The sequence below is a fragment of the Microbacterium sp. DWRC1-3 genome (assembly GCF_049896645.1).
GTDB classification, from domain to species: domain Bacteria; phylum Actinomycetota; class Actinomycetes; order Actinomycetales; family Microbacteriaceae; genus Microbacterium; species Microbacterium maritypicum.
Map to the genome: position 1 here is coordinate 2,175,821 of NZ_JAFCUS010000001.1, position 25,454 is coordinate 2,201,274.

30 protein-coding genes are annotated in these 25,454 nt (G+C 69.2%); 15 read left to right on the forward strand and 15 right to left on the reverse strand.

The genetic code is table 11. From position 1 onward, the window contains the following. Positions 1–19 precede the first annotated feature (19 nt). Genes ACP699_RS10555 through ACP699_RS10565 form a run of 3 tightly spaced genes read left to right on the forward strand, consistent with a single transcriptional unit; the run spans position 20 to position 1,046 of the window. Entirely contained in the window at positions 20–226 is a 207-nt protein-coding gene (locus ACP699_RS10555) for a ribbon-helix-helix protein, CopG family (protein WP_055866625.1), read from the forward strand. Between the two features lie 3 nt (positions 227–229). Further along, positions 230–610: a type II toxin-antitoxin system death-on-curing family toxin gene (locus ACP699_RS10560; RefSeq protein WP_426171003.1), complete on the forward strand. Its 381-nt coding sequence runs from the start codon at positions 230–232 to the stop codon at positions 608–610. 34 nt (positions 611–644) lie between these two features. Then, positions 645–1,046, forward strand: a complete 402-nt coding sequence (locus ACP699_RS10565; protein WP_055866628.1) for a phage holin family protein — start codon at positions 645–647, stop codon at positions 1,044–1,046. A gap of 11 nt (positions 1,047–1,057) precedes the next feature. Here ACP699_RS10565 and ACP699_RS10570 read toward each other — a convergent pair whose 3' ends face one another. Both ACP699_RS10570 and ACP699_RS10575 read right to left on the reverse strand, forming a co-directional pair. Continuing rightward, positions 1,058–2,374: a hypothetical protein gene (locus tag ACP699_RS10570; RefSeq protein ID WP_426171006.1), complete on the reverse strand. Its 1,317-nt coding sequence runs from the start codon at positions 2,372–2,374 to the stop codon at positions 1,058–1,060. After that, entirely contained in the window at positions 2,371–2,682 is a 312-nt protein-coding gene (locus ACP699_RS10575) for a hypothetical protein (protein ID WP_288969956.1), read from the reverse strand. The genes ACP699_RS10570 and ACP699_RS10575 overlap by 4 nt, the downstream gene beginning before the upstream one ends. A gap of 160 nt (positions 2,683–2,842) precedes the next feature. On the opposite strand from ACP699_RS10575, the gene ACP699_RS10580 reads away from it, so the two are divergent. Continuing rightward, complete coding sequence (locus tag ACP699_RS10580) at positions 2,843–3,292, forward strand: low molecular weight protein-tyrosine-phosphatase (protein ID WP_426171568.1); 450 nt, start codon at positions 2,843–2,845, stop codon at positions 3,290–3,292. 23 nt (positions 3,293–3,315) lie between these two features. Further along, positions 3,316–4,698: an adenylosuccinate lyase gene (gene purB / locus ACP699_RS10585; RefSeq protein ID WP_051056563.1), complete on the forward strand. Its 1,383-nt coding sequence runs from the start codon at positions 3,316–3,318 to the stop codon at positions 4,696–4,698. A gap of 45 nt (positions 4,699–4,743) precedes the next feature. On the opposite strand, the gene ACP699_RS10590 is transcribed toward purB, so the two are convergent. From ACP699_RS10590 to ACP699_RS10600, 3 genes are read right to left on the reverse strand one after another with little or no spacing between them, the layout of a single operon-like run. Further along, entirely contained in the window at positions 4,744–6,177 is a 1,434-nt protein-coding gene (locus ACP699_RS10590; RefSeq protein ID WP_055875077.1) for an MFS transporter, read from the reverse strand. A 58-nt stretch (positions 6,178–6,235) separates the two neighbouring features. After that, positions 6,236–6,592, reverse strand: a complete 357-nt coding sequence (locus ACP699_RS10595) for a hypothetical protein (protein ID WP_017829767.1) — start codon at positions 6,590–6,592, stop codon at positions 6,236–6,238. Continuing rightward, positions 6,589–7,239, reverse strand: coding sequence for an acyl-CoA synthetase (locus ACP699_RS10600; protein ID WP_426171009.1), 651 nt, complete (start codon positions 7,237–7,239; stop codon positions 6,589–6,591). Before ACP699_RS10600 ends, ACP699_RS10595 begins: the two co-directional genes overlap by 4 nt. Before the next feature lie 305 nt (positions 7,240–7,544). Between ACP699_RS10600 and ACP699_RS10605 the strand changes: the two genes are divergently transcribed. Next, complete coding sequence (locus ACP699_RS10605; RefSeq protein ID WP_017829769.1) at positions 7,545–8,468, forward strand: hypothetical protein; 924 nt, start codon at positions 7,545–7,547, stop codon at positions 8,466–8,468. Here the strand turns inward: ACP699_RS10605 and ACP699_RS10610 are convergent. Then, positions 8,456–9,295: a sulfurtransferase gene (locus ACP699_RS10610; RefSeq protein WP_127483233.1), complete on the reverse strand. Its 840-nt coding sequence runs from the start codon at positions 9,293–9,295 to the stop codon at positions 8,456–8,458. The two genes, ACP699_RS10605 and ACP699_RS10610, sit on opposite strands and share 13 nt — an antisense overlap. A 119-nt stretch (positions 9,296–9,414) precedes the next feature. Here ACP699_RS10610 and ACP699_RS10615 point away from each other — a divergent pair, with 119 nt between their 5' ends. Then, positions 9,415–10,326 (forward strand): DMT family transporter, encoded by a 912-nt coding sequence (locus tag ACP699_RS10615; RefSeq protein WP_426171012.1) that lies wholly within the window; start codon positions 9,415–9,417, stop codon positions 10,324–10,326. Here ACP699_RS10615 and ACP699_RS10620 read toward each other — a convergent pair. Further along, complete coding sequence (locus ACP699_RS10620; RefSeq protein WP_219869886.1) at positions 10,316–11,335, reverse strand: zinc-dependent alcohol dehydrogenase family protein; 1,020 nt, start codon at positions 11,333–11,335, stop codon at positions 10,316–10,318. The two genes, ACP699_RS10615 and ACP699_RS10620, sit on opposite strands and share 11 nt — an antisense overlap. A gap of 129 nt (positions 11,336–11,464) precedes the next feature. Here ACP699_RS10620 and ACP699_RS10625 point away from each other — a divergent pair, with 129 nt between their 5' ends. From ACP699_RS10625 to ACP699_RS10640, 4 genes are all read left to right on the forward strand, one after another. Then, a complete protein-coding gene (locus ACP699_RS10625) occupies positions 11,465–12,124 on the forward strand; it encodes a GTP cyclohydrolase II (protein WP_017829773.1) in 660 nt (219 codons plus the stop codon). Positions 12,125–12,141: 17 nt separating this feature from the next. Further along, entirely contained in the window at positions 12,142–12,615 is a 474-nt protein-coding gene (locus ACP699_RS10630) for a MarR family winged helix-turn-helix transcriptional regulator (protein WP_055866647.1), read from the forward strand. A 70-nt stretch (positions 12,616–12,685) separates the two neighbouring features. Beyond that, positions 12,686–13,576 carry a helix-turn-helix transcriptional regulator gene (locus ACP699_RS10635; RefSeq protein WP_426171015.1) on the forward strand — a complete coding sequence of 297 codons (891 nt, stop codon included), beginning with the start codon at positions 12,686–12,688 and terminating at the stop codon, positions 13,574–13,576. A gap of 65 nt (positions 13,577–13,641) precedes the next feature. After that, positions 13,642–14,007 (forward strand): helix-turn-helix domain-containing protein, encoded by a 366-nt coding sequence (locus ACP699_RS10640; protein WP_426171017.1) that lies wholly within the window; start codon positions 13,642–13,644, stop codon positions 14,005–14,007. A 112-nt stretch (positions 14,008–14,119) separates the two neighbouring features. Here the strand turns inward: ACP699_RS10640 and ACP699_RS10645 are convergent, their stop codons facing one another. The 4 genes from ACP699_RS10645 to ACP699_RS10660 form a co-directional block, all read right to left on the reverse strand. Then, positions 14,120–14,710 (reverse strand): ClpP family protease, encoded by a 591-nt coding sequence (locus ACP699_RS10645; protein WP_426171019.1) that lies wholly within the window; start codon positions 14,708–14,710, stop codon positions 14,120–14,122. Next, the gene (locus tag ACP699_RS10650; protein WP_055866661.1) at positions 14,707–15,321 is read right to left on the reverse strand and encodes a ClpP family protease; all 615 of its coding nucleotides are present in this window, start codon (positions 15,319–15,321) and stop codon (positions 14,707–14,709) included. The genes ACP699_RS10645 and ACP699_RS10650 overlap by 4 nt, the downstream gene beginning before the upstream one ends. Beyond that, positions 15,318–15,440 (reverse strand): hypothetical protein, encoded by a 123-nt coding sequence (locus ACP699_RS10655; protein ID WP_258185869.1) that lies wholly within the window; start codon positions 15,438–15,440, stop codon positions 15,318–15,320. The genes ACP699_RS10650 and ACP699_RS10655 overlap by 4 nt, the downstream gene beginning before the upstream one ends. Positions 15,441–15,527: 87 nt before the next feature. Next, on the reverse strand, positions 15,528–16,955 hold the full coding sequence (locus ACP699_RS10660; protein ID WP_426171022.1) for a hypothetical protein: 1,428 nt from the start codon (positions 16,953–16,955) through the stop codon (positions 15,528–15,530). 214 nt (positions 16,956–17,169) lie between these two features. Between ACP699_RS10660 and ACP699_RS10665 the strand changes: the two genes are divergently transcribed. Continuing rightward, positions 17,170–17,643 carry an acyl-CoA thioesterase gene (locus tag ACP699_RS10665; RefSeq protein ID WP_017829781.1) on the forward strand — a complete coding sequence of 158 codons (474 nt, stop codon included), beginning with the start codon at positions 17,170–17,172 and terminating at the stop codon, positions 17,641–17,643. 28 nt (positions 17,644–17,671) lie between these two features. On the opposite strand, the gene ACP699_RS10670 is transcribed toward ACP699_RS10665, so the two are convergent. Next, positions 17,672–18,922: a trans-sulfuration enzyme family protein gene (locus ACP699_RS10670; RefSeq protein ID WP_426171024.1), complete on the reverse strand. Its 1,251-nt coding sequence runs from the start codon at positions 18,920–18,922 to the stop codon at positions 17,672–17,674. A gap of 112 nt (positions 18,923–19,034) precedes the next feature. Between ACP699_RS10670 and ACP699_RS10675 the strand changes: the two genes are divergently transcribed. Together ACP699_RS10675 and ACP699_RS10680 are read left to right on the forward strand one after the other, a co-directional pair. Further along, positions 19,035–19,502, forward strand: coding sequence for an Lrp/AsnC family transcriptional regulator (locus ACP699_RS10675; RefSeq protein WP_017829783.1), 468 nt, complete (start codon positions 19,035–19,037; stop codon positions 19,500–19,502). A 78-nt stretch (positions 19,503–19,580) separates the two neighbouring features. After that, complete coding sequence (locus ACP699_RS10680; protein WP_426171027.1) at positions 19,581–21,290, forward strand: AMP-binding protein; 1,710 nt, start codon at positions 19,581–19,583, stop codon at positions 21,288–21,290. A gap of 4 nt (positions 21,291–21,294) precedes the next feature. Here ACP699_RS10680 and ACP699_RS10685 read toward each other — a convergent pair whose 3' ends face one another. Both ACP699_RS10685 and ACP699_RS10690 read right to left on the reverse strand, forming a co-directional pair. Continuing rightward, the gene (locus ACP699_RS10685) at positions 21,295–21,726 is read right to left on the reverse strand and encodes a hypothetical protein (RefSeq protein WP_426171029.1); all 432 of its coding nucleotides are present in this window, start codon (positions 21,724–21,726) and stop codon (positions 21,295–21,297) included. A gap of 135 nt (positions 21,727–21,861) precedes the next feature. Then, on the reverse strand, positions 21,862–23,334 hold the full coding sequence (locus tag ACP699_RS10690; RefSeq protein WP_055875119.1) for an MATE family efflux transporter: 1,473 nt from the start codon (positions 23,332–23,334) through the stop codon (positions 21,862–21,864). Between the two features lie 155 nt (positions 23,335–23,489). Here ACP699_RS10690 and cycA point away from each other — a divergent pair, with 155 nt between their 5' ends. Further along, entirely contained in the window at positions 23,490–24,959 is a 1,470-nt protein-coding gene (cycA, locus tag ACP699_RS10695) for a D-serine/D-alanine/glycine transporter (protein WP_426171031.1), read from the forward strand. Here cycA and ACP699_RS10700 read toward each other — a convergent pair. After that, a complete protein-coding gene (locus tag ACP699_RS10700; RefSeq protein WP_055875126.1) occupies positions 24,956–25,408 on the reverse strand; it encodes a DUF2871 domain-containing protein in 453 nt (150 codons plus the stop codon). The two genes, cycA and ACP699_RS10700, sit on opposite strands and share 4 nt — an antisense overlap. Positions 25,409–25,454: the final 46 nt, after the last annotated feature.

Sequence of the window (25,454 nt, forward strand, 5' to 3'; positions counted from 1 at the left end):
GCAGTGATACCATTCTGGTATGGCGATGACGGTGCGACTTCCGGAAGAACTCGATGCACAGCTCGAGGCGATCGCGCGCGCCCGGCACACTTCGAAGCACGCGGTGATCATCGAGGCGGCAGCGCGGTTCGCGAACAGCGAGTCGAAGACAGACCGCGTGCTCTCGATCGCCGACGAGGTGACCGAACGCTACGCCGAGACTCTCAAGCGACTCGAAGACGCCTGAGCGATGGCGACGGAGTACATCGAGCCGGCGCAGGCCCTCGCCCTGATAGCGAAGCTCGGACTGCACGTCCGTGACGAAGGGTTGCTCTTCTCCGCGCTCGCTCGCGCTTCAGCGGGGATGTTCGGCGTCGATGCGTATCCGACCTTCGCGGAGAAGGCCGCGGCGCTGATCAGTTCGGTCGCACAGAACCACGCGCTGTTCGACGGGAACAAGCGGATCTCTCTGTACCTCACGTTCATCTTCATCCGACTCAACGGATACGAGGTGACGTTCACGAACGACGAGGCATTCGACTTCGTTCTCGACGTCGCACAGAGCCGACTGGACCTGCACCAGATCGCACAGGTCATCTCCGCACACATTGCAGAAGACACCGCAGGCTGACACTCGCGGGCGTCCGTGGGACACTGGTCGGACCATGCGCTTCATCATCCGCGTCGTCGTCAACGCCTTCGCCCTCTGGGTCGTCACCCTGATCCCTGCCCTGCAGGTCGTGATCACCGCCTTCCCGCCGGGCGAGACGCTGCAGCTCGTACTGACCCTGCTCGCGGTGGCCGCGATCTTCGCGCTCGTGAACACGATCATCGGCACGATCGTGAAGATCGTCGCGTTCCCGCTCTACATCATCACGTTCGGTCTGATCGGCTTCCTGATCAACGGCTTCCTGCTGTGGTTGACCGCGTGGATCACGAGCGGCTTCGGCTGGGGCCTGACGGTCGGCGACTTCTGGTGGGGCGTGCTCGCCGCGCTCATCATCTCGGTGATCAACGGCATCTTCGGCTTCATCCTGCGACCGCAGAGCAAGAACCGCCGCGACTGAGTCGGTCGGGTTCACCCCGCCCGCTCGGCATGGAACTCGATACGCTCGACCTCCACGGCTTCACCGAGCTCTTCCCAGTACTCGTCGACGGCCTCGGCCCGCGGGTCGTCTGACGCGTCGACCATCTCCGCCGTCGCGACGTAGGTCTCCAGGCCGTGGGTCTGCAGCTTCAGATCCTGGATTCCGCCGTGCGGATCGCCGACGCGCGACGCGGTGAAACTGTCGGGAGATCCCGTCCCCTCCGCCGACCCGCCCGCGGCTAGCGCGGACACGACGTCGTCGGTATGACGCAGCTGGAGCAGAGTCTGGTCGTCGGTCAGACTCGGCTCGGTGGGACTGCCCGCAGTCATCATGACCGACACCTCGAACTCGCTCTCCATCGCCAGGCGGGCGGCGATCATCCCGCCCTGCGAGTGCGCGACCACGTCGACCCGGTCGCCCGGCTCCACACCCGCCGCCGTGAGGGCATCGAGGGTGGCCTGATACGACGCCGACGGGCCGCCCTGATAGAGCTCGACGTTCGACTTCATGTCCCACGGCTCTGACTCCCCCGCCTGCCACGGCAGCGAATTCCGAGTCCCGGCGATGTAGGCCACGTACCGGGGCGCGCCCCCGACCATCGTGTACTTCTCGACCGCGACCTGCGCGGTCGCTCCTGGCACCCGCCGGAAGGCCGCAGCGAGGCCTGTCGGCGCGTTCGGAGTCGTGGTCTTGACCGGCGTCACCCGCACGGGATCCGTCACCCCCGACAGCACCATGCCCGGTCGGACCTTGCCGAGCCCCGAAGCGACCCCCACCAGGGCGCCGGCCACGAACACCGACGGGAGCGGGCCGTCCGGGTCGTACTGGTCGCCGAGCCCGTCGAAGCGCTGCCGCTTCCAGCCCGCCACCAGCCAGTCCGCCATGGTCCCCAGCCGTGTGTCTGCCTCGACCATCTCGTCGGCGCGCGCCTGCGCTTCGTTCGCCGCCGCGGCGTCGGTGAGAGCGAGGGCCTCCGCCTGTGCTCGCAGCTCGACCACCTCGAACGCATCGGCCATCAACAGCGTTCCGGTGCCGGCGTTCTCGATCTCGGCGCCCAGCATGCCCACCCGTTCGCCGCTGCGTCGGAGAGCACCGAGGTCGACCTGCGGATCCGCCTGCGCGGAGGAGGAGAGGAGCGCCTGCGCGCGACCGACCGCCTCGCGTGCCTCGGCGAACCTCGATGCCACCGTGCGCAGGCGCGCGCCGACCTCGCGCAGCTGCTCGGTGTCGACGGCGATCGCCCCGCCGTGATCGATCTCCAGCTCCCCGGCGTTCGTCGACGCCTCCGCACTCGTGATCCGCCTCATCCGGCACTCCCTTCAGCCAGCTCCCACCGCCTCACCTCGAGGTTCCCGATCTCGACGGCGGTGTCATCACGCACTCGCGCGAGCAGCTCGTTCAGCGCACGGAGACCCGCGGATCGCCAGTCGGACGCATCGATGAGCGAGACCAGCGTCGCTCCTGCCTCCTCGAGCGTCGAGAGGGCCTCGCCGATCTCCCGACACGCCAGGACCTGCCCCCACGCCGTGGAGGAGCCGCCGGACAGGTCGTGCGCGAACGAGTACATGGCCTCAGCATCCGCGATCACGGGCCACCCGCCCCACCCGATCCGCACGACCGGTGGAGAGAGCGACGCCTGCTCGGGATGTGCAGAAGGTCGCGGGAGACGGCTCGCGCTGTGCAGGACGCCCGAGGGCGGGCAGAATGTATCTGTGACATCCCCGGATCCCTTCCGCGTGATCTTCGTCTGCACGGGGAACATCTGCCGCTCTCCCATGGCCGAGGTCGTCTTCCGCGACCTCGCCGAACGGCAGGGACTCGGCCAGCGCATCGTCTCGCGCAGTGCGGGAACCGGCGACTGGCATCTCGGCGAGCGGGCCGACCACCGCACGATCGATTCGCTGGCCCGACGCGGCTACGACGGCTCGCAGCACCGCGCCCGCCAGTTCACCGCTGCGGCGTTCGCCGACAACGATCTCGTCGTCGCGCTCGACCGCACCCACGAGCGCATCCTGAGGGAGTGGGCGCACGACGAGGACGAGGAGGGCAAGGTCACCCTGCTGCTGGCCTTCGACCCGAACGCCTCGAGCCACGATGTGCCCGATCCGTACTACGCGGGAGCGGAAATGTTCGATTCCGTGCTCGGTATGATTGAGGCGGCGACTCGGGGCCTGTTCCGTCAGCTCGAACCCGCTCTGCGTCTCCCCCGCACGCCCCGCCTCTGAGGGGCCCGATCAGGAGGACTCCCCTGACTTTCCAGCCTTCGCTCCCGCCCCAGCCCCTGAGCCCGCTCGACGGTCGCTACCGCGGCGCCGTCACCGGTCTCGCCGACTTCCTGTCCGAGGCGGGCCTGAACCGGGCGCGCGTCGAGGTCGAGGTCGAGTGGCTGATCGCACTCACCGACCGCTCGCTGTTCGAGACGACTCCGCTCTCCGACGCCGACAAGGAGCGCCTGCGCGCCCTCTACCGCGACTTCGGGCAGGCCGAGATCGACTGGCTGGCCGAGAAGGAAGCGGTCACCCAGCACGATGTGAAGGCGATCGAGTACCTCGTGCGCGACCGGCTCTCGACGCTCGGACTCGACGGCATCGCCGAGCTCACGCACTTCGCCGCCACGAGCGAGGACATCAACTCCGCTTCGTACGCCCTCACCGTGAAGCGCGCCGTCGAAGAGGTCTGGCTCCCGGCGCTCGACACCGTGATCGCGAAGCTGCGCGAGCTCGCCGTCGAGCACGCCGACGCCGCGATGCTCTCCCGCACGCACGGTCAGCCCGCGACGCCGTCGACCATGGGCAAGGAGCTCGCGGTGTTCGCGTGGCGTCTCGAGCGCGTACGCGGCCAGATCGCGGCATCCGACTACCTGGCCAAGTTCTCCGGCGCCACCGGCACCTGGTCCGCGCACCTCGCGGCCGACCCCGACGCCGACTGGCCGACCATCGCCCGCGAGTACATCGAGGGCATGGGCCTGGGGTTCAACATCCTCACCACCCAGATCGAGTCGCACGACTGGCAGGTCGAGCTCTACGACCGCGTGCGTCACGCCGGCGGCATCCTGCACAACCTCGCGACCGACATCTGGACCTACATCTCGCTCGGCTACTTCGCGCAGATCCCGGTCGCCGGTGCCACCGGCTCGTCGACGATGCCGCACAAGATCAACCCGATCCGCTTCGAGAACGCCGAGGCCAACCTCGAGATCTCGGGTGCGCTGCTCGCCTCGCTCGGCCAGACGCTGGTCACCAGCCGCCTGCAGCGCGACCTCACCGACTCCACCACGCAGCGCAACATCGGCGTGGCATTCGGGCACTCGCTGCTCGCCCTGGACAACCTGCGCCGAGGCCTGAACGCGATCTCGCTCTCGCGTGACGTGCTGCTGGCCGACCTCGACGTGAACTGGGAAGTTCTGGCCGAGGCCATCCAGACCGTCATCCGCGCCGAGGTCGTCGCCGGACGCTCCACGATCACCGACCCCTATGCGCTGCTCAAGGAGCTGACGCGCGGACACCGGGTGGGGGCCGCAGACCTCGCCGAGTTCGTGCAGGGTCTCGAGATCGGCGACGCCGCCAAGCAGCGCCTGCTCGCGCTGACCCCGGCGACGTACACGGGCATCGCGGAGCGCCTCGCCCGCTGAGCGCGGTTCGCACTCGACGGGTACTCCGAGCGCACGGCCCCGTGACTAGGGAGCCGGCTCTCCGGAGTGCTCCTCGACCCTGTCCTTCGGCATGAACGCGGCGGCGATCAGGGTGAGCACGGCGGTCACGGCGACCGCGACGAACACCCAGACCGACGCATGGATGATCGTGCCGGGGTCGTCAGGACCCGCTCCCTGCGCGATGACCGCGTTGGAGATGGCGCCGAACACCGCGACGCCCACGGCGCTTCCGGCCGACCGTGCGAACGCGTTCATGCCCGTCACCGCCCCGCGCTCGCCCCAGCCGACCGAGGCCTGCGCGGCGATCAGGGTCGGCGCCGCGCTCCACCCGAGTCCGAAACCGAGCACGAAGGCGATGCCGGCGATCACGAACGGGTTCGGCCACGAGGCCACGGCGGCCAGCGCGATGGCGGCGACCGTCGTGATGCTCATGCCGATCAGCGTGGTGCGGCGGAAGCCGATCCGCAGATACAGGCGTCCTGCGTTCGCCGCGGCGAGCGGCCAGCCGAGGGTCAGCGCCGCGACCGCGAGGCCGGAGAGCAGCGGGGCGATGCCGGTGGATCCCTCGAGGTAGGCCGGAGCGAAGCTGGTGACACCGAGCATCAGCGCGCCGATGCCGAGCGACACGAGCGTGGTGGTGAGGATGAGCCGACGAGCCGCGAGACGCAGGTCGACGATCGGCTCGGCGACGCGGCGCTCGACGATGCCGAAGGCCACGAGGGCGATCACCCCGATCCCGAAGCAGAGCGCGCTCTGCACGGACAGCCATGCCCAGGCGTTGCCACCCTCCAGCATGCCGAGGATGACCGCGGTCAACCCGATCGTGAGCAGCACCGCTCCCGCGTAGTCGATGCTGTGGCGCTGGGTCTGCTTCTGCTCCTTGTAGTTGCGCAGCAGCATCCACCCGGCGATCAGGCAGAGCGGGATGTTGATCCAGAAGATCCACCGCCAGGCGTCGAGCTGGGCGAAGATTCCGCCGAGTGCCGGACCGACGACCGAAGAGATGGCCCACACGCTCGCGACATACCCCTGCACCTTGGCGCGCTCGGCGACCGTGTAGATGTCGCCGACGATGGTCATCGCCATGGGGGCGACGGCACCGGCGCCGATGCCCTGGATGATGCGGAACACGATCAGCGCCGGCATGCTCCAGGCGAATCCGCACAGGAGGGAACCGAGCAGGAACAGCACGATGCCGAGGAGGATGATGGGCTTTCGGCCCACGGTGTCGGCGAATCGGGAGTAGATGGGCACGCTCACGGCCTGCGCGAGCAGATACACCGAGAACAGCCACGGGAACTGCTGGTAGCTGCCGAGATCGCGGACGATGCTGGGCACCGCGGTCGCGAGGATCGTGGCGTCGATCGCGATGAGGCCGGTGGCGAGCATGAGCGCGCCGAGGATGGGGCCTCGCTCCGACCGGAGTCCGATGGAGGCGCGGTCGACGGAGGCAGTCACTACAGGGACAAGCCGATCGGTCGCACCGATATTCCGACCGGTGCGCGATACGCGCGGATCAGGAGGAGGCGCGGCGGCCGGTCGCCTCGGAGTCGGGGTCGTCTCCCTCGGGCTCCTCGTCGTACAGCACCGGACGATCGATCGTCTTGGTGACGTCGGCCGGGTCGACGGCGAGGATCAGCATCGCGAGGATCAGCAGCGTCACGATGAAGGCCCCACCGCCGACGACGAGGCCCAGGGCCAACGGGGTCAGCCCGTCGTACGTGCCGTTCGCGATCGACGCGTTCACCCGCGACGTGAAGGCACCGGTGGAGACCAGCGTGACGACCATGGCGAAGACGCCGCAGCCGGCCGCGATGAGGAGCAGGTGCAGGGGCCGCAGAATGTCCCGGCGGGTGGGCTTCTCGTCGCTCATCGCTCTCCTCCGTGCTCCGCGGGAGCGGCGCTGTCGTTCGAATCGGATGCCGCGGTCGCGGCGTCGATCTGCTTCGGCGTGAGGCCGGCGATGCCGAGGAAGACGGCGACGATCGCCGCATAGCCGCCGAACATGCCGACACCGAGGATGATGCCGGAGAGCACGAATGTGCCGGCCTTGTCGATCGTGTACTCCTGCAGGAAACCGGCCGGGATCAGCAGCAGGACGATACCGAGCAGAACACCCAGCGCCCCCACGGAGATCGCGTCGCGGGACAGCATGCCGCCGGTGCGACGAGCCCGGATCCCGGCGAGCAGCTCGATGCCGCCGCTGACGATCGCCCAGGACGACACGACGACGAAGAACAGATCATCGGAGCGCCAGGCCGGGATGCCGCTCACCATGCCGGCGACGATGCCGACCGCTGCGAGCAGCACGTACGACCAGCGCGACCCTGCGGGAACGACCAGCCAGGCCGCGAGCACCTGCACGAGGGCGGTGATGAGGACGAAGCCGCTGAAGACGGACAGACCGACGGGTGCCGAGTGATCGGACGAGAACGTGATCATCAGCGCAGCGACTGCGGCGAACAGAGCGCGCAGCAATTGCACGTGGCGCATGGTGAATGCGCGAGCAGGGGCAGACATGACGGTCCAGAGTCCTCCGGGGTATTGCTCCCAGTCTACGCGGGGCTGCGCAGACGCAACGCCGGGAGCCGCGCGGAGGGAGGATTCGTGAAGCCCGGCTGATCTCCCCAGATCGATTGCCGGGCTTCACGACATACGCAGCAAGGGGGGCATCACTGCGTCAGGCCGGTGATCGCAGGACTGGGCACCCTGCCTGCGAAGACGGCCAAGTGACCCCACATGCCTACCCGGTCCCCTGAGGTACGCGCGTGCGGTCGTATGCTCACTCTAAGGCGCTGATCTTCACATACCGGAGGGGATCTGTGATGAATATCGAAGATGACGCGCGCAGAGCCGAATCCGATGACTTCGCGAACGCCCTGCGCGACGCGATAAACGCCAAGCCGGTGACGCTGTCGTGGCTGCAGCGGCAGCTCAAGGCCCGCGGGAATCGCGTGTCCATGGCGACGCTGAGCTATTGGCGATCGGGCGCGCGACGGCCGGAGGGTGTGCAGTCGCTGGCCGCGCTCTCCGACATCGAGGAGCTTCTCGGGCTCGACGTCGGTGCCCTGAGCAGACTGCTCCGCTCGACGAACCGCACAGGGCCGCTCGGGCCGAACCAGTTCCCGATCGAGGAGGAAGAGCTCGAGCTGGCCGTGATCGAGGCCTTCCGCGCGCTCGGCGCCTCGTATCCCGACACCTCGCGCGAGCTCACGACCCATTCGGTGACCGATGTGGGCGCCGACGGCAACATCGCCTCCAGCATCACGCGCAGCATCGTGCAGTCGACGGTGGGCACCATCACGGCGATCCCCTTCCTGGAGATCAACCCCGGGGTGCGCACCCCGGCACCGGAGCTGGCGGCCGTGTCCGGCGGCAGGATCGCCGCTCGATACTCCCACCCGGACGGTGAGGTGCACGGGGTGCTGTTCGAGCTCGACGTGCCCCTGACAGCGCCGGAGACCGCGATGGTCGAATGGTCGGTCGAGTATCCGCCCGACTATCCCCAGACACGCGACACCGGTCACGCCGTGGCTCAGAAGGCCAGGGAGCTGCTGGTGTGGACGCGCTTTCACCCCGATGCCATCCCGGACTGGTGCGAGGAGCACGTCGAGACGCCGGAGGGCGTGACGGTGACGCCGCTGCCGCCGCCGCGCGGAACATCGGTGCATCTGGTGCGCAGGGCGTTCGGCCCCGGCGCCCTCAGCCTGCACTGGGGATACGGTCCCCGCGAGGATCAGCCGGGCTGATCGCCCGTCGCGACCGGACGGCCAGGGGTGTTGGACCACTGACTCCACGATCCGGGGAAGACCTTCGCGTCGATGCCGACCTCGTGCAGGACCAGCGCCGTGTGGGCGGCCGTCACGCCGGAACCGCAGTACGCCGCGACCGTCGTCCCCGGGGTCACGCCGACCTCGGCGAAGCTGGCCAGGATCGTCTCTCGATCGAGGATGCGCCCCTGCGCGTCGAAGTGAACGGGCTCGGGAAGGTTGCGCGCGCCGGGGATGTGCCCGCCGACCGGGTCGTAGGGCTCGGAGTCGCCGCGATACCGATCGGCAGCACGGGCATCGATCAGCACACCGGATGCCGGGAAGGCGGCAGCCTCGTCGATCGAGATCGCATCGCCGCCGATCGGGCGGAGCACGACGTCGCCCGGTTCCGGGCGCACATCGTCGGTCGCGACGTCGAACCCCGCGGCCTTCCAGCCCTGGATGCCACCGTCGAGCACGCGCACGTCGACGCCGCCCTGACGCAGCAGCCACCACGCGCGGGCAGCCGAGATGCTCTTGAAGTCGTCGTAGGCGACGACCGTGTCACCGGCTCGCACGCCCCATCGACGGGCCGCCTCCTGGAGGGCTGCCGTCGACGGCAACGGGTGCCGTCCCTCCGAGGGCTCGCCGTGGGTGGACAGCTCGGTGTCGAGCCCGACGAACACGGCACCGGGGATGTGGCCGGTGAGGTAGTCGCCATGCCCCGCCTCGGGACGGTCGAGCCGCCAGCGCACATCGATCACGCGCACCGGCTCTCCCCGCGTCAGAAGGTCGTTCAGCTCGACGGCACTCACGAAGTCGCTCATGCTGCGAGGCTACCGAGTCGGCCACGGCATCCGGTGCGCGTACGTCTTCTCCCGTCACGATCCGTGCGGCGGCCGCGGCCCGTTAGGCTCTATCCGGCAACGTCGAGAAAGGGCCAACGATGCCCTCTCGTCTGCGTTTCATGCGGCTGCGTCCGCAGGAGGCCGCGCTCATCGCGATCACCGCGGTCTGGGGCAGCACGTTCCTGCTTGTGCACTGGGCGATGGAGCACGCGGGTCCCTGGTTCTTCGTCGGCATCCGGTTCCTCATCGCAGGGCTCATCAGCGTCGTGATCTTCCGCCGCGTGCTGCACGGCATCCGCTGGCGCGACATCGGCGCCGGCGTCGCGATCGGCGTGATGATCTACCTCGGCTACGGTCTGCAGACGCTGGGGCTGCAGAGCATCGACAGCAGCACCTCGGCCTTCATCACCGCGATGTACGTGCCGCTGGTGCCGCTCGCGCAGTGGGCCGTGTTCCGCAAGCGTCCTCCCGCCATGGCGTTCGTCGGCGCGGGGCTGGCCTTCGTCGGGCTGCTCTTCATCGCGGGACCCGACGCCTTCGCGCTGACACTCGGCGCCGGTGAGATCGCGACCATCATCAGCACCGTGCCGATCGCCGCGGAGATCATCCTGATCAGCCTCTTCGCGGGAAAGATCGACCTCGGACGCATCACCGTCGTGCAGCTGCTGACCGCGGGAGTGCTGGGGCTGCTCACGATGCCGGTGGTGGGCGAGGGCGTGCCGGAGTTCTCCTGGATCTGGGTCGGCTGCGCGGTCGGGCTGGGGGCGGCGAGCTGCCTGATCCAGCTCACCATGAACTGGGCGCAGAAGTCGGTGTCGCCCACCCGCGCGACCATCATCTACGCCGGAGAGCCGGTGTGGGCAGGGGTCATCGGACGCATCGCCGGTGAACGCCTGCCCGCGACCGCACTCATCGGCGGGGCGCTCGTCGTGCTCGGGATCCTCGCGAGCGAGCTGAAGCTCGTCCGGCGACGCGCGAAGCAGGAAGCACCCCCGGAAGTCAGAGGGTGAGCAGCACCTTGGTCGCCCGGCGCTCATCCATCGCCCGGTAGCCCTCCGCGGCCTCCTCCAAGGGAAGGGTCAGGTCGAAGACCTTGCCCGGATCGATCTTCCGGTCCCAGATGAGCTGGATCAGCTCGGGGAGGAAGCGGCGCACCGGCGCAGGACCGCCGTGCAGGTGCACGCCGGAGAAGAACAGCTCGTCGCCCGGCAGCGCCACGTCGTGGGAGACACCGACGTAGCCGACGTGGCCGCCGGGGCGGGTGGAGCGGATCGCCTGCATCATGGACTCCTGCGTGCCGACCGCCTCGATCACCGAGTGCGCGCCGAGGCCGTTCGTGAGCTCCTTGATGCGCGCGACACCCGCGTCTCCACGCTCGGAGACGATGTCGGTCGCGCCGAACTCGCGCGCCAGCGCCTGCCGATCGGCGTGCCGGCTCATCGCGATGATGCGCTCGGCGCCGAGCTCCCGCGCGGCGAGGATGCCGAGGAGCCCCACGGCACCGTCACCGACGACGGCGACGGTCTTGCCCGGTCCGACCTCGGCGGCGACGGCCGCGAACCAGCCCGTGCCGAGGACGTCGGATGCGGCGAGCAGCGAGGGGATCAAGTCGGCATCGGGCTGTCCGGGTGTGACGACCAGCGTGCCGTCGGCGTGCGGGATGAGCGCGTACTCGGCCTGCGTGCCGTATCTGCCCATCGGCACGACGTGCACGCAGCGGGACTGGTAGCCCGCCTGGCAGATCTCGCACGTGTTGTCGGACGCCATGAACGAGCCGACCACGAAGTCGCCGACCTTCAGCGTCTGCACCTCGGCGCCGATCTCCTCCACGACGCCGACGTACTCGTGCCCCATCGGGTCATGATCGACCTCGTTCGCACCGCGGTACGGCCACAGGTCGGAGCCGCAGATGCAGGTCGCCGCGATCCGGATCACGGCGTCGGTGGGTCGGGTGATGGTGGGCTTCTCCCGCTCCTCGACTCTGACGTCGCCGGGGGCGTGCATGACTACTCCGCGCATTCGTGATGCTCCTTCTCTCGCGTGACATCCAGTCAACGCCGATTCCGCCTCGGATGGGAGGTACTGAGGGAACCCCTTCGAGATTCACAGATCCGGGAATACTCCGCAGAAGCACGTGTTGCACCCGACATGATTGAAACTTCAACCGTCGCTCCGGTCGCCACGGAGCGCACGCGCGTCCGCGTGCCGCTGCGCTTCGGCGACGGCTTCTCCACGACCGCCGACGTGGTCACGTTCGACGGACTGATCGACGCCCGCGAGCACCTTCTGCTGGGGCTCGGCGACTGGAACGCCGCGATCGAACGCGCGACCGACGGCGGGGATGCCCCGCTCGTGCGACCGCACAGCGAATGCCTCACCGGCGACGTCTTCGGGTCGGAGCGCTGCGACTGCGGCCCCCAGCTGCGCGAGGCCGTCGAGCGCATCGCCGCCGAGGGCGGCTTCCTGCTCTACCTGCGCCAGGAGGGTCGGGGGATCGGCCTCTACGCCAAGCTCGACGCCTACGCCCTGCAGGACGCGGGGCTCGACACGTACGAGGCGAACGTCGCCCTCGGCCGCGGCGAGGACGAGCGCGACTACACCGTGGCCGCCCAGATGCTGAAGGCCGTCGGGGTCGACGGCATCCGTCTGCTGAGCAACAACCCCGACAAGGCCGTGCAGCTCGAGGAGCTCGGCATCCGCGTGACCGAGCGGGTGCCGACCGAGGTGCACCTGTCGGAGTCCAACTCCCGCTACCTGCAGGCCAAGCGGGACCACACGGCGCACACGCTCGACCTGTCGGCGGCGTGACAGTCCAGGAGGACACCATGACGGCGGAGCAGCCGCATCCGCGTCGACTCGACGACACCGAGATGGACACGTGGCTGCCCGTGATCCGCTTCGTCCAGCTGCTGCCGCAGGTGCTCGATCGCACACTGAAGGACGAGGTCGGGCTCAACCACGCGCGCTACGCCATCCTCGTCACCCTGGCGGGCCGGGGCGAGGGCGCCGTCACCATGACCGAGCTCGCCCGCATCGCCGGGCTCAGCCGTTCGCGTCTGAGCCACGCGCTGGACTCGCTCGAGGAGCGAGGCTGGGTCGAGCGCGCCTCGTGCGGCGCCGACAAGCGCACCCTCTCGGCCGCCCTGACGCCGGCGGGGCGGGAGATGCTGCGCACGGCCGCTCCCGTGCACGTCGAACAGGTGCGCGAACTCGTGCTCGATCCGCTCACCGCCGAGGAGCGCGAACAGCTGAGGGCGATCCTCGGGAAGCTCCTGCCGGGCGTGACGGCGGCGCTGTGAACGGGTGCGGGCCGGTCACCGGTACCGCCAGTACCTCCCTCCACGGTCACTGAGCGCGTAGCGTCGGAGCATGGACACCCGCAGCGAGGTGCGCGAGTTCCTCTCCACGAGGCGCGCACGCATCACCCCCGACCAGGCAGGACTGCCCGCATTCGGTGGCAACCGCCGGGTTCCGGGCCTGCGTCGCGAGGAGGTCTCACTGCTCGCGGGCGTCAGTGTGGACTACTACACACGGCTCGAACGCGGTGACCTGTCCGGCGCCTCCGACAGCGTGCTCGAAGCTCTCGCCCGCGCGCTGCAGCTGGATGAGGCTGAGACCGCGCACCTGTTCGACCTCGCCCGCGCCGCGAACGCCTCCCCGGTCGCGCGGACACCTCGCAAGAAGTCGACGGTGCTGCGGCCCAGCATCCTCCGTCTGCTCGATGCGATAACCGAGGCACCGGCGATCGTGCGCGACAACCACTTCGACTACCTCGCCGCGAACGCCCTGGGGCGAGCCCTGTACGCTCCCGTGTTCGCACAGCCGCAGCCGAACAGCGCCCGCTTCGCCTTCCTCGATCCGGCGGCGCAGGAGTTCTACCCCGAATGGGAGCGCAACACGCAGGAGCTCGTGGCCGCGATGCGGGGCGAAGCCGGACGCAACCCCTTCGACCGCAGGCTCACCGATCTCGTCGGCGAGCTCTCGACGCGGAGCGAGCGGTTCCGCACCCTGTGGGCCGCCCACAATGTGCGCTTCCACCGCACGGGTGTGAAGCGCATAGCGCATCCGGTGGTCGGGGAGATCGAGCTGACATACGAGGCGTTCGAGCTGCCCGCCGATCCCGGCCTGCACCTGTCGACCTATACGGCGGAACCGGGAACACCCTCGGCCGACAAGCTGAGGATGCTCGCCAGCTGGGCGGCGACGGATGCGGGGGCATTCCCCTCCGCGGCATCCGCATCCGACCGCGCGGAGGCCTGAGCCGCGTGGTTCTGCTCTGAGCAGAACCGCTCGAACGCGCCTGATGCCCCGGATTATCGTGAGGCATGGCCGACATCCTCTCGTTCCCGCGCGCCCCTCGCCCCGACCGTCCGCAGCCGAGCGGACCCGAACCGCTCTGGCGGCACATGCTGGGCGACCAGCTGCGGCGTCGACGCCACGACCGCGAAGAGACCCTCACGGAGACCGCGGAGAAGGCCGGCGTCTCTCCGCAGTACCTCTCCGAGGTCGAGCGCGGGTTGAAGGAGCCGTCGAGCGAGATGATCGCTGCGATAGCCGGCGCTCTCGACACGAGCCTCATCGAGCTGACGAGCGCCGTGGCCGATGAGCTGCGCTCTGCTGCGGTGTCGGCATCCGCTGCGGTGTCGATCTCCGCTGCGGTGTCACGTGGCGCGTTCGCCCTCGCCGCCTGATCCCCGGACCCGTCATCTGCATGATCGACGGACGGATGCATGACCACAGGTCCCACTTCGGTCATGCATCCGTCCAACGCTCATGCATCCGTCCGCCAGCCCGGACGCCACCTCAGCTCCGCGCGCCCAGCACCGTGTCGATGAGTCCGTACTCGAGCGCGGCCGCGGCGGTGAACACCCGATCGCGGTCGGTGTCGGCGCGCAGTTGTGCGACCGTGCGGCCGCTGTGCCCGGCGAGGATCTCCTCCATATCCGAGCGCACCCGCACCACCTCGTCGGCCGCGAGGATCAGGTCGGGGATCGCGCCTCGAGACTGCCCGGCCGGCTGATGCAGCACGATGCGGGCGTGCGCGAGGGCAGCCCGCTCCCCTGGCGCTCCGGCGGCGACGAGCAGCGCGGCGGGGCCGATCGCCTGCCCCACGCACGTCGTCGCGATGCGCGGACGGATGTGCCGCATCGTGTCGTAGATCGCCAGCGCCGCACCGGGATCCCCGCCCTCGCTGTTGATGTAGAACTGGACACCGGACTCCGGGCTGTCCGCGTCGAGGTGCAGCAGCTGCGCGATGAGGGCGTTCGCGACCCCCGCATCGATGCCGGTTCCGAGATAGATGACGCGCTCCGCGAGCAGGTGCGAGTACACGTCCATGATGCGCTCCCCTCGCGGATGCTGCGCGATGACGTTCGGGATCGTGTAGCCGCTCATGCGTCCGCCCCCAGCCCGACTCGTGTGCGTCGTCGCGGCATGACCTCGGCGATCGAGGCGACGATGCCGTCGATGAAGCCGTACTCCTGCGCCTGTGTCGCGGTGTACCAGCGGTCGTGCAGCGAGTCCTCGAAGATGCGGGCGACCGGCTGACCCGTGTCGGTGGCGATGAGCCCGAGCACGGTGTCGCGCATGTGTCGGAGGTCGTCGGCCTGCGTCTCGATCTCGCCGGCCGAGCCGCCGATGCCCGCAGACCCCTGATGCATGAGGATGCGCGCGTGCGCGAGCGCCCGCCGTCTGCCCGGCGTGCCGGCGGAGAGCAGGAACTGCCCGGCGCTGCAGGCGAGCCCGAGGGCCAGGGTCGCGACATCGTTGGGGATGAGCCGCATGATGTCGCGGATCGCGAGCATCGATGGCACGGAGCCGCCGGGCGAGTGGATCCAGAGCGCGATCTCGGCGAGGGGGTCTTCCGTCGAGAGCGCGAGCAGCTGCGTCATCAGCAGCGTGCCGTTGTCGTCGTCGAGAGCACCGTCGAGCACGAGCACCCGCTCGTGGAACAGCGCCCGCCGGGCTTCAGGACCGAACTGCCGGATGGGGTTGTCTTCGCTCATGCCCCCAGCATCTGCCGCAGCGCTCCGAGCAGGACCGGATTCTGCCGTGGGCGGCTCTGCCCTGAGCGGATGCGTGCAGACGCGGGCTCACCGGTGGCGTCCACCTCGGAGCTGTTCACCGAGCCCCCTGGGCGGGTGCCGGTGGGGGAGGCATCCGCCCAGGGGGCTCAGGTGGGGGGTGGGGGTGGGGGTGGGGGTGGGTGGGGTCAGGCAGCGAGGGCGAGAGCGCGCCGGTGGGTGATGCGGTGACCGACCCAGAAGCCGATCGCGATCAGCCCGGCCAGGGCGACACCGAGGATCCAGGGCAGCATCGAGGGCGCGGCCCCTGCGGTGGCGGTGGCGAGAGTGCCGGAGCCTTCCGCGATCAGGCCGTTGCCCTCGGCGAGATCGGCGGCTCCGACTTCGAGCTTGTCCCCGCCCGCTGCGAGATCACCAGAGCCGTCCGCGACCGCGGAGGCTCCCGTCGAGAGTTCGCCGATGCCGATGTTGAGGTCGCCGGCACCGGACTGCAGCGCGCCGACGCCGGCGGCGAGCGTGCTCGCGCCGTCGTTCAGGCGGGTCGCGCCCGCGCTGAGGTTGGCCGTGCCCGAGTAGAGGGACGATGCTCCGGTGGAGAGTGCCTGCAGACCGGAGGCGAGCTTCGCGGCGCCGGCCGAGAGCTGAGACGTGCCCGATTGCAGAGTCTGCGCGCCGGCGACGAGGGCGGGCGCCCCCTGAGGTGCGATGAGCGCCGCGGTGCCGGGCCACTTCTGGGACGCGTCACCGCTGATGAGCGCGTTGACGCCGGCCGTGACCCTCGCGGAGCCACCGGCTGCGGCGACGAGCCCCTGTGCGAGAGCGGGAGCCGACGCCGCAGGGGCCACCAGAGCGTCGACCTCCCCGTCGACCTGCATGGCGAGCGTGACGAGGTCACGGAGCTTCGCGTCGTCGGGGGAGGTCGCGAGCAGATCGGCGAGGCCATCGGCGAGCTGCTGGGAGTGGCCGGGGGCCATGGACGCGAGACCCTTGAGCGTCGCCTCGGTGGACGGCTGCGCCAGGCCCTGCACTGCGGGCGTCACACCCTTGCGAAGCGTGTCGCTGAAACCCGTCGCGCCGACGAGCACGCCGTTCGCGTATGCGTGCGCACCGTTGACGCCTGCTGCGAGCGTCGACATCCCGCTGGAGAGCGCCTGGGCCCCGGCATCCGCCGTTACCAGCTTCGACGCGAGCTCCTGAGCCCCGGCGAGCGCCGTCTGCGCTCCCCCGCTGACCTTGCCCGCGCCGGCCACCGCCGAAGAGGCTCCGGCGGCCAGGCTGCTGGCGCCCTCGGCGAGCGTCGTGGCACCGGTCGCGGCCGTCGTGGCACCGTCGCTCAGCTTCTGCGATCCCGCGTGCGCGCTGGCTGCCCCCGCGGAGAGGTCGATGCTGCCCTCGGCGAGCTGCGATGCGCCGGCCGAGAGGTCTGCGGCGCCGGCGGCGAGATCGGCGGAACCGTCTTTCGCCGATGTGGTGCCGTCGGCGAGTTCGGACGCTCCGGCGGCGATCTTGCTCGTCGTCACGAAGAACAGGATCACCATGGCGGCCAGCAGCAGGCTGAGGACGATCACGGCGATGCGCATGCCGATGCCGTGCGAATGGGGTGTGGTACTCGTCATCGAGGACTCCCGAGGTCAGTGGCGTCGTTGCCACCGGCGACTGTATGGGCAGGCTCGACCCCGACCCCCGGATTTGCCGTTCGATACCAAGTCTCAGCGCTCTTGGGACTCAGTTTCTTGTGGCGAGTGCACAAACGATGGGCGCAGACCCCTGTGCCTTCCACGAAAACGGAACGTAACATCGTGGACTCACGGCCCGCCTACTCTCGTGCCCATGGCGAAGCAGAAGGCACCGGCGTGGCAGTGGTCGGAGGACGGACTCAACTTCCGCACCCGCAAGTGGGTGCGCCCGGAGGATCTCAACGCGAACGGCTCGCTGTTCGGCGGCAGCCTGCTGAAGTGGATCGACGAAGAGGCGGCGATCTACGCGATCGTGCAGCTGGGCAACTACCGCGCCGTGACCAAGCACATCTCGGAGATCAACTTCGAGGCCTCGGCCGTGCAGGGCGACCTGATCGAGATCGGCCTGCAGGCGACCCACTTCGGCAGGACCTCCCTGACGATGCGCGCGGTGGCCAGGAACATGATCACGCGCAAGCGCATCCTCACGATCGAGAAGATCGTGTTCGTGAGCCTCGACGACGACGGGACACCGACGCCCCACGGCTACACCGAGATCACCTACGACCGAGACCGGATGCCGACCGAGCACATCGCCACCGGGACGATCCGGCTCCCCTCACCCTGACACTCCTCGAGAGCGCCGAGCCACCTCCTCAGGCGCGAACAGCCCCCCGGTGCGTCTCGCTCGAGGAGGTGACCCGGTCGGAGAGGGGCGCTTCGACCGGGAAAGCCGGCGCAGCGGCGAACGCCTGAGCCAGATCGGCGATGAGATCGTCGACGTCTTCCAGGCCGATCGACAGCCGCAGCACGTCGGCGGCGGGCCGCGCCTCCGGCGGCACCGGGCGATGGGTGAGCGCGGCGGGGTGCTGGATCAGCGAGTCGACGCCGCCCAGCGAGACGGCGTGCGTGAACAGGGTCGTCGCGGTCGTGACGGCGGAGGCTGCGGCGAAACCACCCCGCATCCGCATCGCGATCATCGCACCGGTGCCCCGCATCTGCCGTTCCAGGATGCCGCGCGGGTCACCGTCCAGACCCGGGTAGTAGACCTCGGCGATCTCCGGCCGATCGATGAGCCACTGCACGATCCGTCGCGCACTCTCCTGCTGGTGCCGCACGCGCACCGGCAGCGTCGTGAGGCCGCGGTGCAGCAGATACGCCCCGAGGGGATGCAGCAGCCCACCGGTCACCGCCCGCACGCGGCGCAGCGCCTGCGCCGTCTCCTCCCCGCACGCGACGACGCCGGCGATCACATCGCCGTGGCCGCCGAGGTACTTGGTGGCGCTGTGCAACGACATCGCAGCGCCCAGGTCGATCGGATTCTGCAGCACCGGGGTCGCGAAGGTGTTGTCGACGACGACCGGCACCGACCCGGCCTGACGCACCACGTCGGCGATGTCGGCGATCTCGAGCGTCGGGTTCGCCGGGGTCTCGACGACCACGAGGCCGGTATCGGGACGGACGGCTCCCGCGACCTCGTCGGGATGGCAGTAGGTGGTCTCGACGCCGAGCAGCCCGGATCCGAGCAGGTGGTCGGTGCCCCCGTAGAGCGGACGCACCGCGACCACGTGGCGCGCCCCCGTCGCACCGGTGTGTGCGAGGATCACGGCCGTCATCGCGGCCATGCCCGAGGCGAAGGCGACGGACGCATCGGCGTGCTCGAGTTCGGCCAGTGCCTCCTCGAAGCGGGCGACCGTGGGATTCCACAGCCGCGCGTAGACCATGCTGCCGTCGGCCGGGGGACGCCCGCCCGTCGCCATCGCCTCGTACGAGTCCCCGCCGCGCTCGATGTCGGGGAGCGGATTCGTCGTCGACAGGTCGATCGGCAGCGCGTGGACCCCGAGACCCTCGAGATCGGAGCGTCCGCTGTGGACGGCGACGGTGTCGGGATGCAGCGGTGCAGTCATGTCTCCACGTTGCCGGAATCACGATGAATGCGCAGAAGATCGACAGAAGCCGCCAAAAAATCGATGCGGAACGCTACTCTGTGCAATATCCAGCAGGCAAGGAGGCCTTCCGTTGGCGAAAGCACAACTCGACGAGATCGACCTCGAACTGCTCGCGGTCCTCACTCGTGATGCCGAGACGACGAACAAGGCGCTCGCGCATCGGCTCGGCCTCGCCGAGTCGACCTGCGCGCATCGGGTGCGGGCGCTGCGCGAGCGCGGCGTCATCCGCGACACCCGCATCCGCATCGACGGGGCCGCCCTCGGCTTCCCGCTGCAGGCGATCATCAAGGTGCGCCTCGCGAACCACACCGGGGCGAAGGTGACCGCGCTCTTCGATGCCCTCGCCGACATCCCGCGCGTGCTGCAGGTCTTCCACGTGGCCGGCGTCGACGACTTCCTCGTGCACGTGGCGGTGCAGGATGCGACGGCACTGCGCGACATCGTGCTCGAGCACATCACGGTCCATCCGGTCGTGCGCGGCACCGAGACCCAGCTCGTGTTCGAGCTGCGCGACGGACCGGGAGTGCTCTCCGCCTGACCCGTCCGACCGGAACGAGCGGGGCGTCGATGCGTGCGCGAGGATGGAATGCACGTCAGCCAGGAGCAAGGGAGCACCATGAGCCGCAGCGCCACCGCCGCCACGCACACCGTCCGCGAGATGCGGGACTTCCTCTTCGCGAACGCCACCGACTACGAGGCGGCGCGGTCCGGGTTCGCCTGGCCGCAGGTGCCGGAGTTCAACTTCGCGCTGGAGTGGTTCGACGTGGTCGCGGGCGAGAATCCCGACCGACCGGCGGTGCAGATCGTCGAGGCCGACCTGAGCCTGCGCTCCTGGACCTACGGCGAGCTGTCGGCACGATCCGACCAGGTGGCCGCCTGGCTCGCCGCTCTCGGCATCGGCCGCGGCGACCACGTGATCGTGATGCTGAACAACACGATCGAGCTGTGGGAGGTGATGCTGGCGATCACGAAGATCGGCGCCGTCTCCATCCCGAGCTCGACCCTCCTCTCCGCGGCGGATCTCGCCTACCGCGTAGACCACGGCCGCGCGCGGGCGGTCATCACGCTCGGAGCCCTCGCCGACCGCCTCGACGGCATCGGGCCCGACATCCTGCGCATCGGCGTGGGCGACGGCATCCCGTCCGGCTGGGCGCGCTTCGATGATTCGACCGCTGCCACGGCGGTCTTCGAGCCCGACGGCCCGACCCCCTCGTCCGACACCGCCCTGCTCTACTTCACCTCGGGCACCACGAACCGGCCGAAGCTCGTGCAGCACACGCACGCCTCGTATCCGATCGGGCATCTGTCGACCATGTGGTGGCTCGGTGTGCGCCCCGACGATGTGCACCTCAACATCTCCTCCCCCGGCTGGGCGAAGCACGCCTGGTCGAGCTTCTACTCGCCGTTCCTCGCAGAGGCGACCGTCTTCGTCTACAACTACGCCCGCTTCGACGCGAACACGCTCATGCAGGTCATGGACACCCACCACGTGTCGACGTTCTGCGCGCCGCCGACGGTGTGGCGGATGCTGATCCAGGCCGACCTCGCCCGCCTCACCCACCCGCCGCGTGAGCTGGTGGGGGCGGGTGAGCCGCTGAACCCCGAGGTCATCGACCGGGTGCGCGACGCCTGGGGCGGAACGATCCGCGACGGCTTCGGTCAGACCGAGATGACCGCCTGCATCGGCAACTCCCCGGGTCAGGCCGTGAAGGTCGGATCCATGGGCCGCCCCCTGCCCGGATACCCGGTGGTGCTGCTGGACCCCATCACCGGAGAGGTCGTCGACGCCGAGGGCGAGATCGCGCTCGACCTGTCCCGGCCTCCGCTCGGGCTCATGGCCGGGTACTACGACGACCCCGAGAAGACCGCCGAGTCCCGGGCGGGTGGTTACCACCACACCGGCGACATCGCGGTGCGCGACGGCGACGGCTACCTCACCTACGTCGGACGCTCCGATGACGTGTTCAAGGCCTCCGACTACAAGATCTCGCCGTTCGAGCTCGAGTCCGTGCTGCTGGAGCACGACCTCGTGATCGAGGCGGCGGTGATCCCGAGTCCCGATCCGACGCGTCTGGCCGTGCCGAAGGCCTACGTCTGCCTGACCTCCGATGTCGCAGCCGCCGACTCGGACGCGGCGCGCGCGATCTTCGCCTACGCGCACGAGCGGCTGTCGTCGCACCTGTGGGTGCGGATCATCGAGTTCGTTCCGGAGCTGCCGAAGACGATCTCGGGCAAGATCCGCCGTGTCGAGCTGCGCGCTCGCGAGGCCGCGCGGGTGGAATCAGGAGACGAGAGCGGACAGCACCGCGACCGCGACTACCGCTGAACGCTCAGCGTACGATCGCGACCGATGCCGTCGCCGGCCCGGTCTTCGACAGTGCCGACTTCGCCGACTTCGAGGTCGGAGCCGAGGGTGCCTTCGAGGCGGGAACCGCCTTCGGCAGCGCGTCCTCGGCCTTACGATCGACCCGTCCGTCACCGGCCGCGTTCACGATCGCACGCACGATGGCGCCGACGATCAGCATCGCCACGAGCGATCCGCACGCCAGGATCAGCGGCGTCCAGTCCTGCCCGAACGAGGCTGCGACACTCATCAGTGCGCCCACGATCCACAGACCCACCGCGCCCCCGGCGAGCCCACCGGCTCCTCGGATGATCGCGACCGCCGCGACGATCGCGAAGATGGCGGCGAGCGCCGCACCCGCGTAACCGATCGGCACCATCACCGCGGCCAGATCGCTGGCCACTCTCATTGTCGTCATGACGACCCCCCGTCAGTGGTTACTCCACTCATTCGACATTAGAAGTGTCTCCCGGAAAGGGCATCCGTCTCAAGTGCGACGCGCATCATCCTGGAGGCGGATATCCGTGCGGATCGGACAGACCGAGACGGGGCTTCAGCGGCGTCTCGGCCAGCGCAGGCGGCGCGCCCGCTGCACCCGCACCGGCTGGGTGACGACCGCATCCACGACCATCGACCCGTCGGTCGGCCCGACGATCGCGATGGCCGAGGTCTCAGTCGCCTCCGCGGGGTCGATGGGCAGCCGCCCGAGCGCCCGATGGGCGCGGACGTACGCGGGCACGAGCAGCACGATCGCACCGAGCCACGCGAGCGGGTTGCTCAGGGCGACGCCGTCGAAACCGATCCACGCGCCCAGCACGATGGCCGCCCCCACGCGCATCACGAGCTCGATCACGCCGGTCACGGTGGGCACGAGGGTATGGCCGAGCCCCTGCAGGGCACCGCGCAGCACGAACAGCATGCCCAGCGCCCAGTAGCCGCAGCCGTTGATGATGAGCATCCGGTGCGCGTCGTCGACGACGGCGTCGGACCCTTCTCCGATGAACAGGCGCACCATCGGCGCACCGAACGCGATCAGCAGCCCGCCGAGCACGAGACCGGCGACGACGGCCATCCAGGTCGCCTCGACCACACCGCGGCGGATGCGGTCGGGACGACGTCCGCCGTGATTCTGCGCCGCGTACATCGAGACCGCGAGGCCGAGGGAGGAGAGCAGGGCGACCGCGAGGCTGTCGACGCGGGATCCCGTGGTGTAAGCCGCGACCGCATCGGCTCCGAGGGTGTTCAACGCCACCTGCACGGTGAGCGTGCCTATCGCGATGATCGACGCCTGGAAGCCCATCGGCAGTCCGAGGCGCAGGTGCTCGCTGATGTCGGCCCGGGTGATGCGCCAGTCCGCACGGCGCAGATGCAGCATGGGCAGGCGGCGGCGCACGAACTCGAGGCACAGCGCCACCGAGACGGCCTGCGCGACGACGGTGGCGATGGCGGCTCCGCCCACGCCCCACTCGAGGGGGCCGACCATGAGCACGACGAGCCCGACGTTCAGCACGCACGAGACGGTGAGGAACACCAGCGGCGTCTTCGAGTCGCCGATCGCGCGGATGATCGCGGAGAGGTAGTTGAAGAACATCGTCGCGCTCGCGCCGAGGAAGCTGATCTGCGTGAAGATCGTGGCCTCGGCCATCAGCTCCGGCGGCGTCTGCAGCAGGGCGAGGATCGGGGCGGCGAGGAGGGGCGCTCCCACGGTCAGGATCACGCTCGTGAGGGCGCTCAGGAGAACGCCGGTCGCGACCGAGCGACGCACCGCCGCGTCGTCTCTCGCGCCGAAGGCCTGCGCGATCGGGATCGCGAAACCGCTCGTCAGCCCCCAGGCGAACCCGAGCAGCAGGAACAGCAGGCTGCCGGTCGCACCGACGGCCGCGAGCGAGGTGACGCCGAGGTGTCGGCCGACGACGATGGCATCGGCGAACTGGTACAGCTGCTGCACCACGTTGCCGAGGAGGAGGGGGATGGAGAAGGCAAGGATGACGCGCCACGGACGGCCCGTGGTGAGGGAGGTGGCCATGAAGGAGCGGCTCGCAGAACTGAAGGGATGATCGGGGGTTGAACAAGCCTATCGAATCGATTCGGCGGAGCGGAATACCGGATCAGGATTCCGAGCATCCCGGACTCGGAAGGTACCGTCGGAACGACACCGTCGACGACGACCGGAGGAAGAAAGTGACCACGCAGCACACGGGGGGAACCGGACGCGCGCGCGACGTCGACGCGGACGGAGAGGAACAGCACCTGCGGCGCGCGCTGAGCAACCGCCACATCCAGCTCCTCGCGATAGGCGGGGCCATCGGCACCGGACTCTTCATGGGCAGCGGCAAGACCATCTCGGTCGCGGGCCCGTCGGTGATCTTCGTCTACATGATCATCGGGTTCATGCTGTTCTTCGTCATGAGGGCCATGGGCGAGCTGCTGCTGTCGAACCTGAAGTACAAGTCGTTCAGCGACTTCGCGAGCGATCTGCTCGGCCCGTGGGCGGGGTTCTTCACCGGATGGACCTACTGGTTCTGCTGGGTGGTCACCGGCGTCGCCGACGTGATCGCGATCGCCGGGTACACGGATGCTCTCATCCCCGGCGTCCCGCTGTGGATCCCCGGCGTCCTCGTCATCGTCATCCTGCTCGCCCTGAACCTCCCCACCGTCGCCGCGTTCGGCGAGATGGAGTTCTGGTTCGCGCTGATCAAGATCGTCGCGATCGTGGCGCTCATCATCACCGGTCTCGTGATGATCTTCACCGGCTTCCAGCACGACGCGGGCACGGCGAGCTTCTCGAACCTCTGGGACAAGGGCGGCATGTTCCCGCACGGGTTCATGGGCTTCGTCGCCGGATTCCAGATCGCGGTGTTCGCCTTCGTCGGCATCGAGCTCGTGGGCACCGCCGCCGCGGAGACCAAGGACCCGAAGCGCAACCTGCCCAAGGCCATCAACGCGATCCCGATCCGTGTGCTGCTGTTCTACGTGGGGGCGCTCATCGTGCTGATGGCGGTCACCCCGTGGACCGAGTACGTCGCCGGCGAGAGCCCGTTCATCGCGATGTTCGCCCTCGCCGGGCTCGGCATCGCCGCGACCGTGGTCAACCTCGTCGTGCTCACCTCGGCCATGTCGAGCGCGAACTCCGGCATCTACTCGACCTCGCGCATGGTGTTCGGCCTGGCACAGGACGGCGATGCCCCGCGGGTGTTCGCCCGGCTCTCCCGCCGCCGGGTGCCGCAGAACGCGCTGTTCCTGTCGTGCATCCTGCTGCTCTCCGGCGTCGTGCTGCTCTACGCGGGCAAGGACATCGGCACCGCCTTCGACATGGTCACGACGGTCTCGGCGCTGTGCTTCATGTTCGTGTGGACGATCTTCCTGTGCAGCTACCTCGTGTACCGGCGCACCCGCAAGGACAAGGTCGCCGCCTCGACGTTCCGGCTGCCGGGCGGCGTGTTCATGGTCTACGTGGTGCTGGCTTTCTTCGTGTTCATCCTGTGGGCGCTCACGACGCAGCCCGACACGTTGACGGCACTTCTGGTGACGCCGCTCTGGTTCGTGCTGCTGTTCGTGGCGTGGATCTTCGTGCGCCGCTCACCGAACCACCTGGCCCGGCATGCGGCGCACATCGCCCACCTGCGCGACGACTCGGTCGAGGCGGACTAGCCGGCAGAGGCGGCAGCGGGGATGGCCGGCGTCGCGGGTGCCGCGGCGAACAGGCGCTTGCGCAGTGCCAGGAACAGCAGGACCATCCCGGCGCTGAGCAGGATGTGCCCCATGCCGGCGATGCCCGCGATCATGCTCGACGACTCCTGGCCGAGCACCGTCAGGCAGCCGTGCCACACCATCATCGCCGACGTCAGCACGAGGCCGGCGTTGTACAGCCAGAAGAACCAGCTGAAGAGGCGGCTCTCGGAGAGCGCGAACGCCTTCTCCAGGAGCAGGACGATCAGCAGCACGACGAAGCCCAGCGTGAGCAGGTGCGTGTGCACGAGGCCGAGCTGCGTCGCCTCCCCCTCGGGGAAATCGTTCATCTTGGTGAACTCTCGGTAGAAGAGTCCGGAGGCGACGCCCACGAGCATGTAGGCGAACGCGGCGGAGAAGAGCCTGCGCATCGGGAATCCTTTCGGTCTGATTCCAGCCTCGTCGCCGCGCGGATTC

Bases quoted from the DNA above. Each gene is read 5' to 3' on its own strand.
- ACP699_RS10555 (WP_055866625.1), top strand. From the start codon at position 20: ATGGCGATGACGGTGCGACTTCCGGAAGAACTCGATGCACAGCTCGAG.
- ACP699_RS10560 (WP_426171003.1), top strand. From the start codon at position 230: ATGGCGACGGAGTACATCGAGCCGGCGCAGGCCCTCGCCCTGATAGCG.
- ACP699_RS10565 (WP_055866628.1), top strand. From the start codon at position 645: ATGCGCTTCATCATCCGCGTCGTCGTCAACGCCTTCGCCCTCTGGGTC.
- ACP699_RS10570 (WP_426171006.1), bottom strand. From the start codon at position 2,374: ATGAGGCGGATCACGAGTGCGGAGGCGTCGACGAACGCCGGGGAGCTG.
- ACP699_RS10580 (WP_426171568.1), top strand. From the start codon at position 2,843: ATGGCCGAGGTCGTCTTCCGCGACCTCGCCGAACGGCAGGGACTCGGC.
- ACP699_RS10595 (WP_017829767.1), bottom strand. From the start codon at position 6,592: ATGAGCGACGAGAAGCCCACCCGCCGGGACATTCTGCGGCCCCTGCAC.
- ACP699_RS10600 (WP_426171009.1), bottom strand. From the start codon at position 7,239: ATGTCTGCCCCTGCTCGCGCATTCACCATGCGCCACGTGCAATTGCTG.
- ACP699_RS10605 (WP_017829769.1), top strand. From the start codon at position 7,545: ATGAATATCGAAGATGACGCGCGCAGAGCCGAATCCGATGACTTCGCG.
- ACP699_RS10610 (WP_127483233.1), bottom strand. From the start codon at position 9,295: ATGAGCGACTTCGTGAGTGCCGTCGAGCTGAACGACCTTCTGACGCGG.
- ACP699_RS10615 (WP_426171012.1), top strand. From the start codon at position 9,415: ATGCCCTCTCGTCTGCGTTTCATGCGGCTGCGTCCGCAGGAGGCCGCG.
- ACP699_RS10620 (WP_219869886.1), bottom strand. From the start codon at position 11,335: ATGCGCGGAGTAGTCATGCACGCCCCCGGCGACGTCAGAGTCGAGGAG.
- ACP699_RS10625 (WP_017829773.1), top strand. From the start codon at position 11,465: ATGATTGAAACTTCAACCGTCGCTCCGGTCGCCACGGAGCGCACGCGC.
- ACP699_RS10630 (WP_055866647.1), top strand. From the start codon at position 12,142: ATGACGGCGGAGCAGCCGCATCCGCGTCGACTCGACGACACCGAGATG.
- ACP699_RS10635 (WP_426171015.1), top strand. From the start codon at position 12,686: ATGGACACCCGCAGCGAGGTGCGCGAGTTCCTCTCCACGAGGCGCGCA.
- ACP699_RS10640 (WP_426171017.1), top strand. From the start codon at position 13,642: ATGGCCGACATCCTCTCGTTCCCGCGCGCCCCTCGCCCCGACCGTCCG.
- ACP699_RS10645 (WP_426171019.1), bottom strand. From the start codon at position 14,710: ATGAGCGGCTACACGATCCCGAACGTCATCGCGCAGCATCCGCGAGGG.
- ACP699_RS10650 (WP_055866661.1), bottom strand. From the start codon at position 15,321: ATGAGCGAAGACAACCCCATCCGGCAGTTCGGTCCTGAAGCCCGGCGG.
- ACP699_RS10660 (WP_426171022.1), bottom strand. From the start codon at position 16,955: ATGACGAGTACCACACCCCATTCGCACGGCATCGGCATGCGCATCGCC.
- ACP699_RS10665 (WP_017829781.1), top strand. From the start codon at position 17,170: ATGGCGAAGCAGAAGGCACCGGCGTGGCAGTGGTCGGAGGACGGACTC.
- ACP699_RS10670 (WP_426171024.1), bottom strand. From the start codon at position 18,922: ATGACTGCACCGCTGCATCCCGACACCGTCGCCGTCCACAGCGGACGC.
- ACP699_RS10680 (WP_426171027.1), top strand. From the start codon at position 19,581: ATGAGCCGCAGCGCCACCGCCGCCACGCACACCGTCCGCGAGATGCGG.
- ACP699_RS10685 (WP_426171029.1), bottom strand. From the start codon at position 21,726: ATGACGACAATGAGAGTGGCCAGCGATCTGGCCGCGGTGATGGTGCCG.
- ACP699_RS10690 (WP_055875119.1), bottom strand. From the start codon at position 23,334: ATGGCCACCTCCCTCACCACGGGCCGTCCGTGGCGCGTCATCCTTGCC.
- ACP699_RS10700 (WP_055875126.1), bottom strand. From the start codon at position 25,408: ATGCGCAGGCTCTTCTCCGCCGCGTTCGCCTACATGCTCGTGGGCGTC.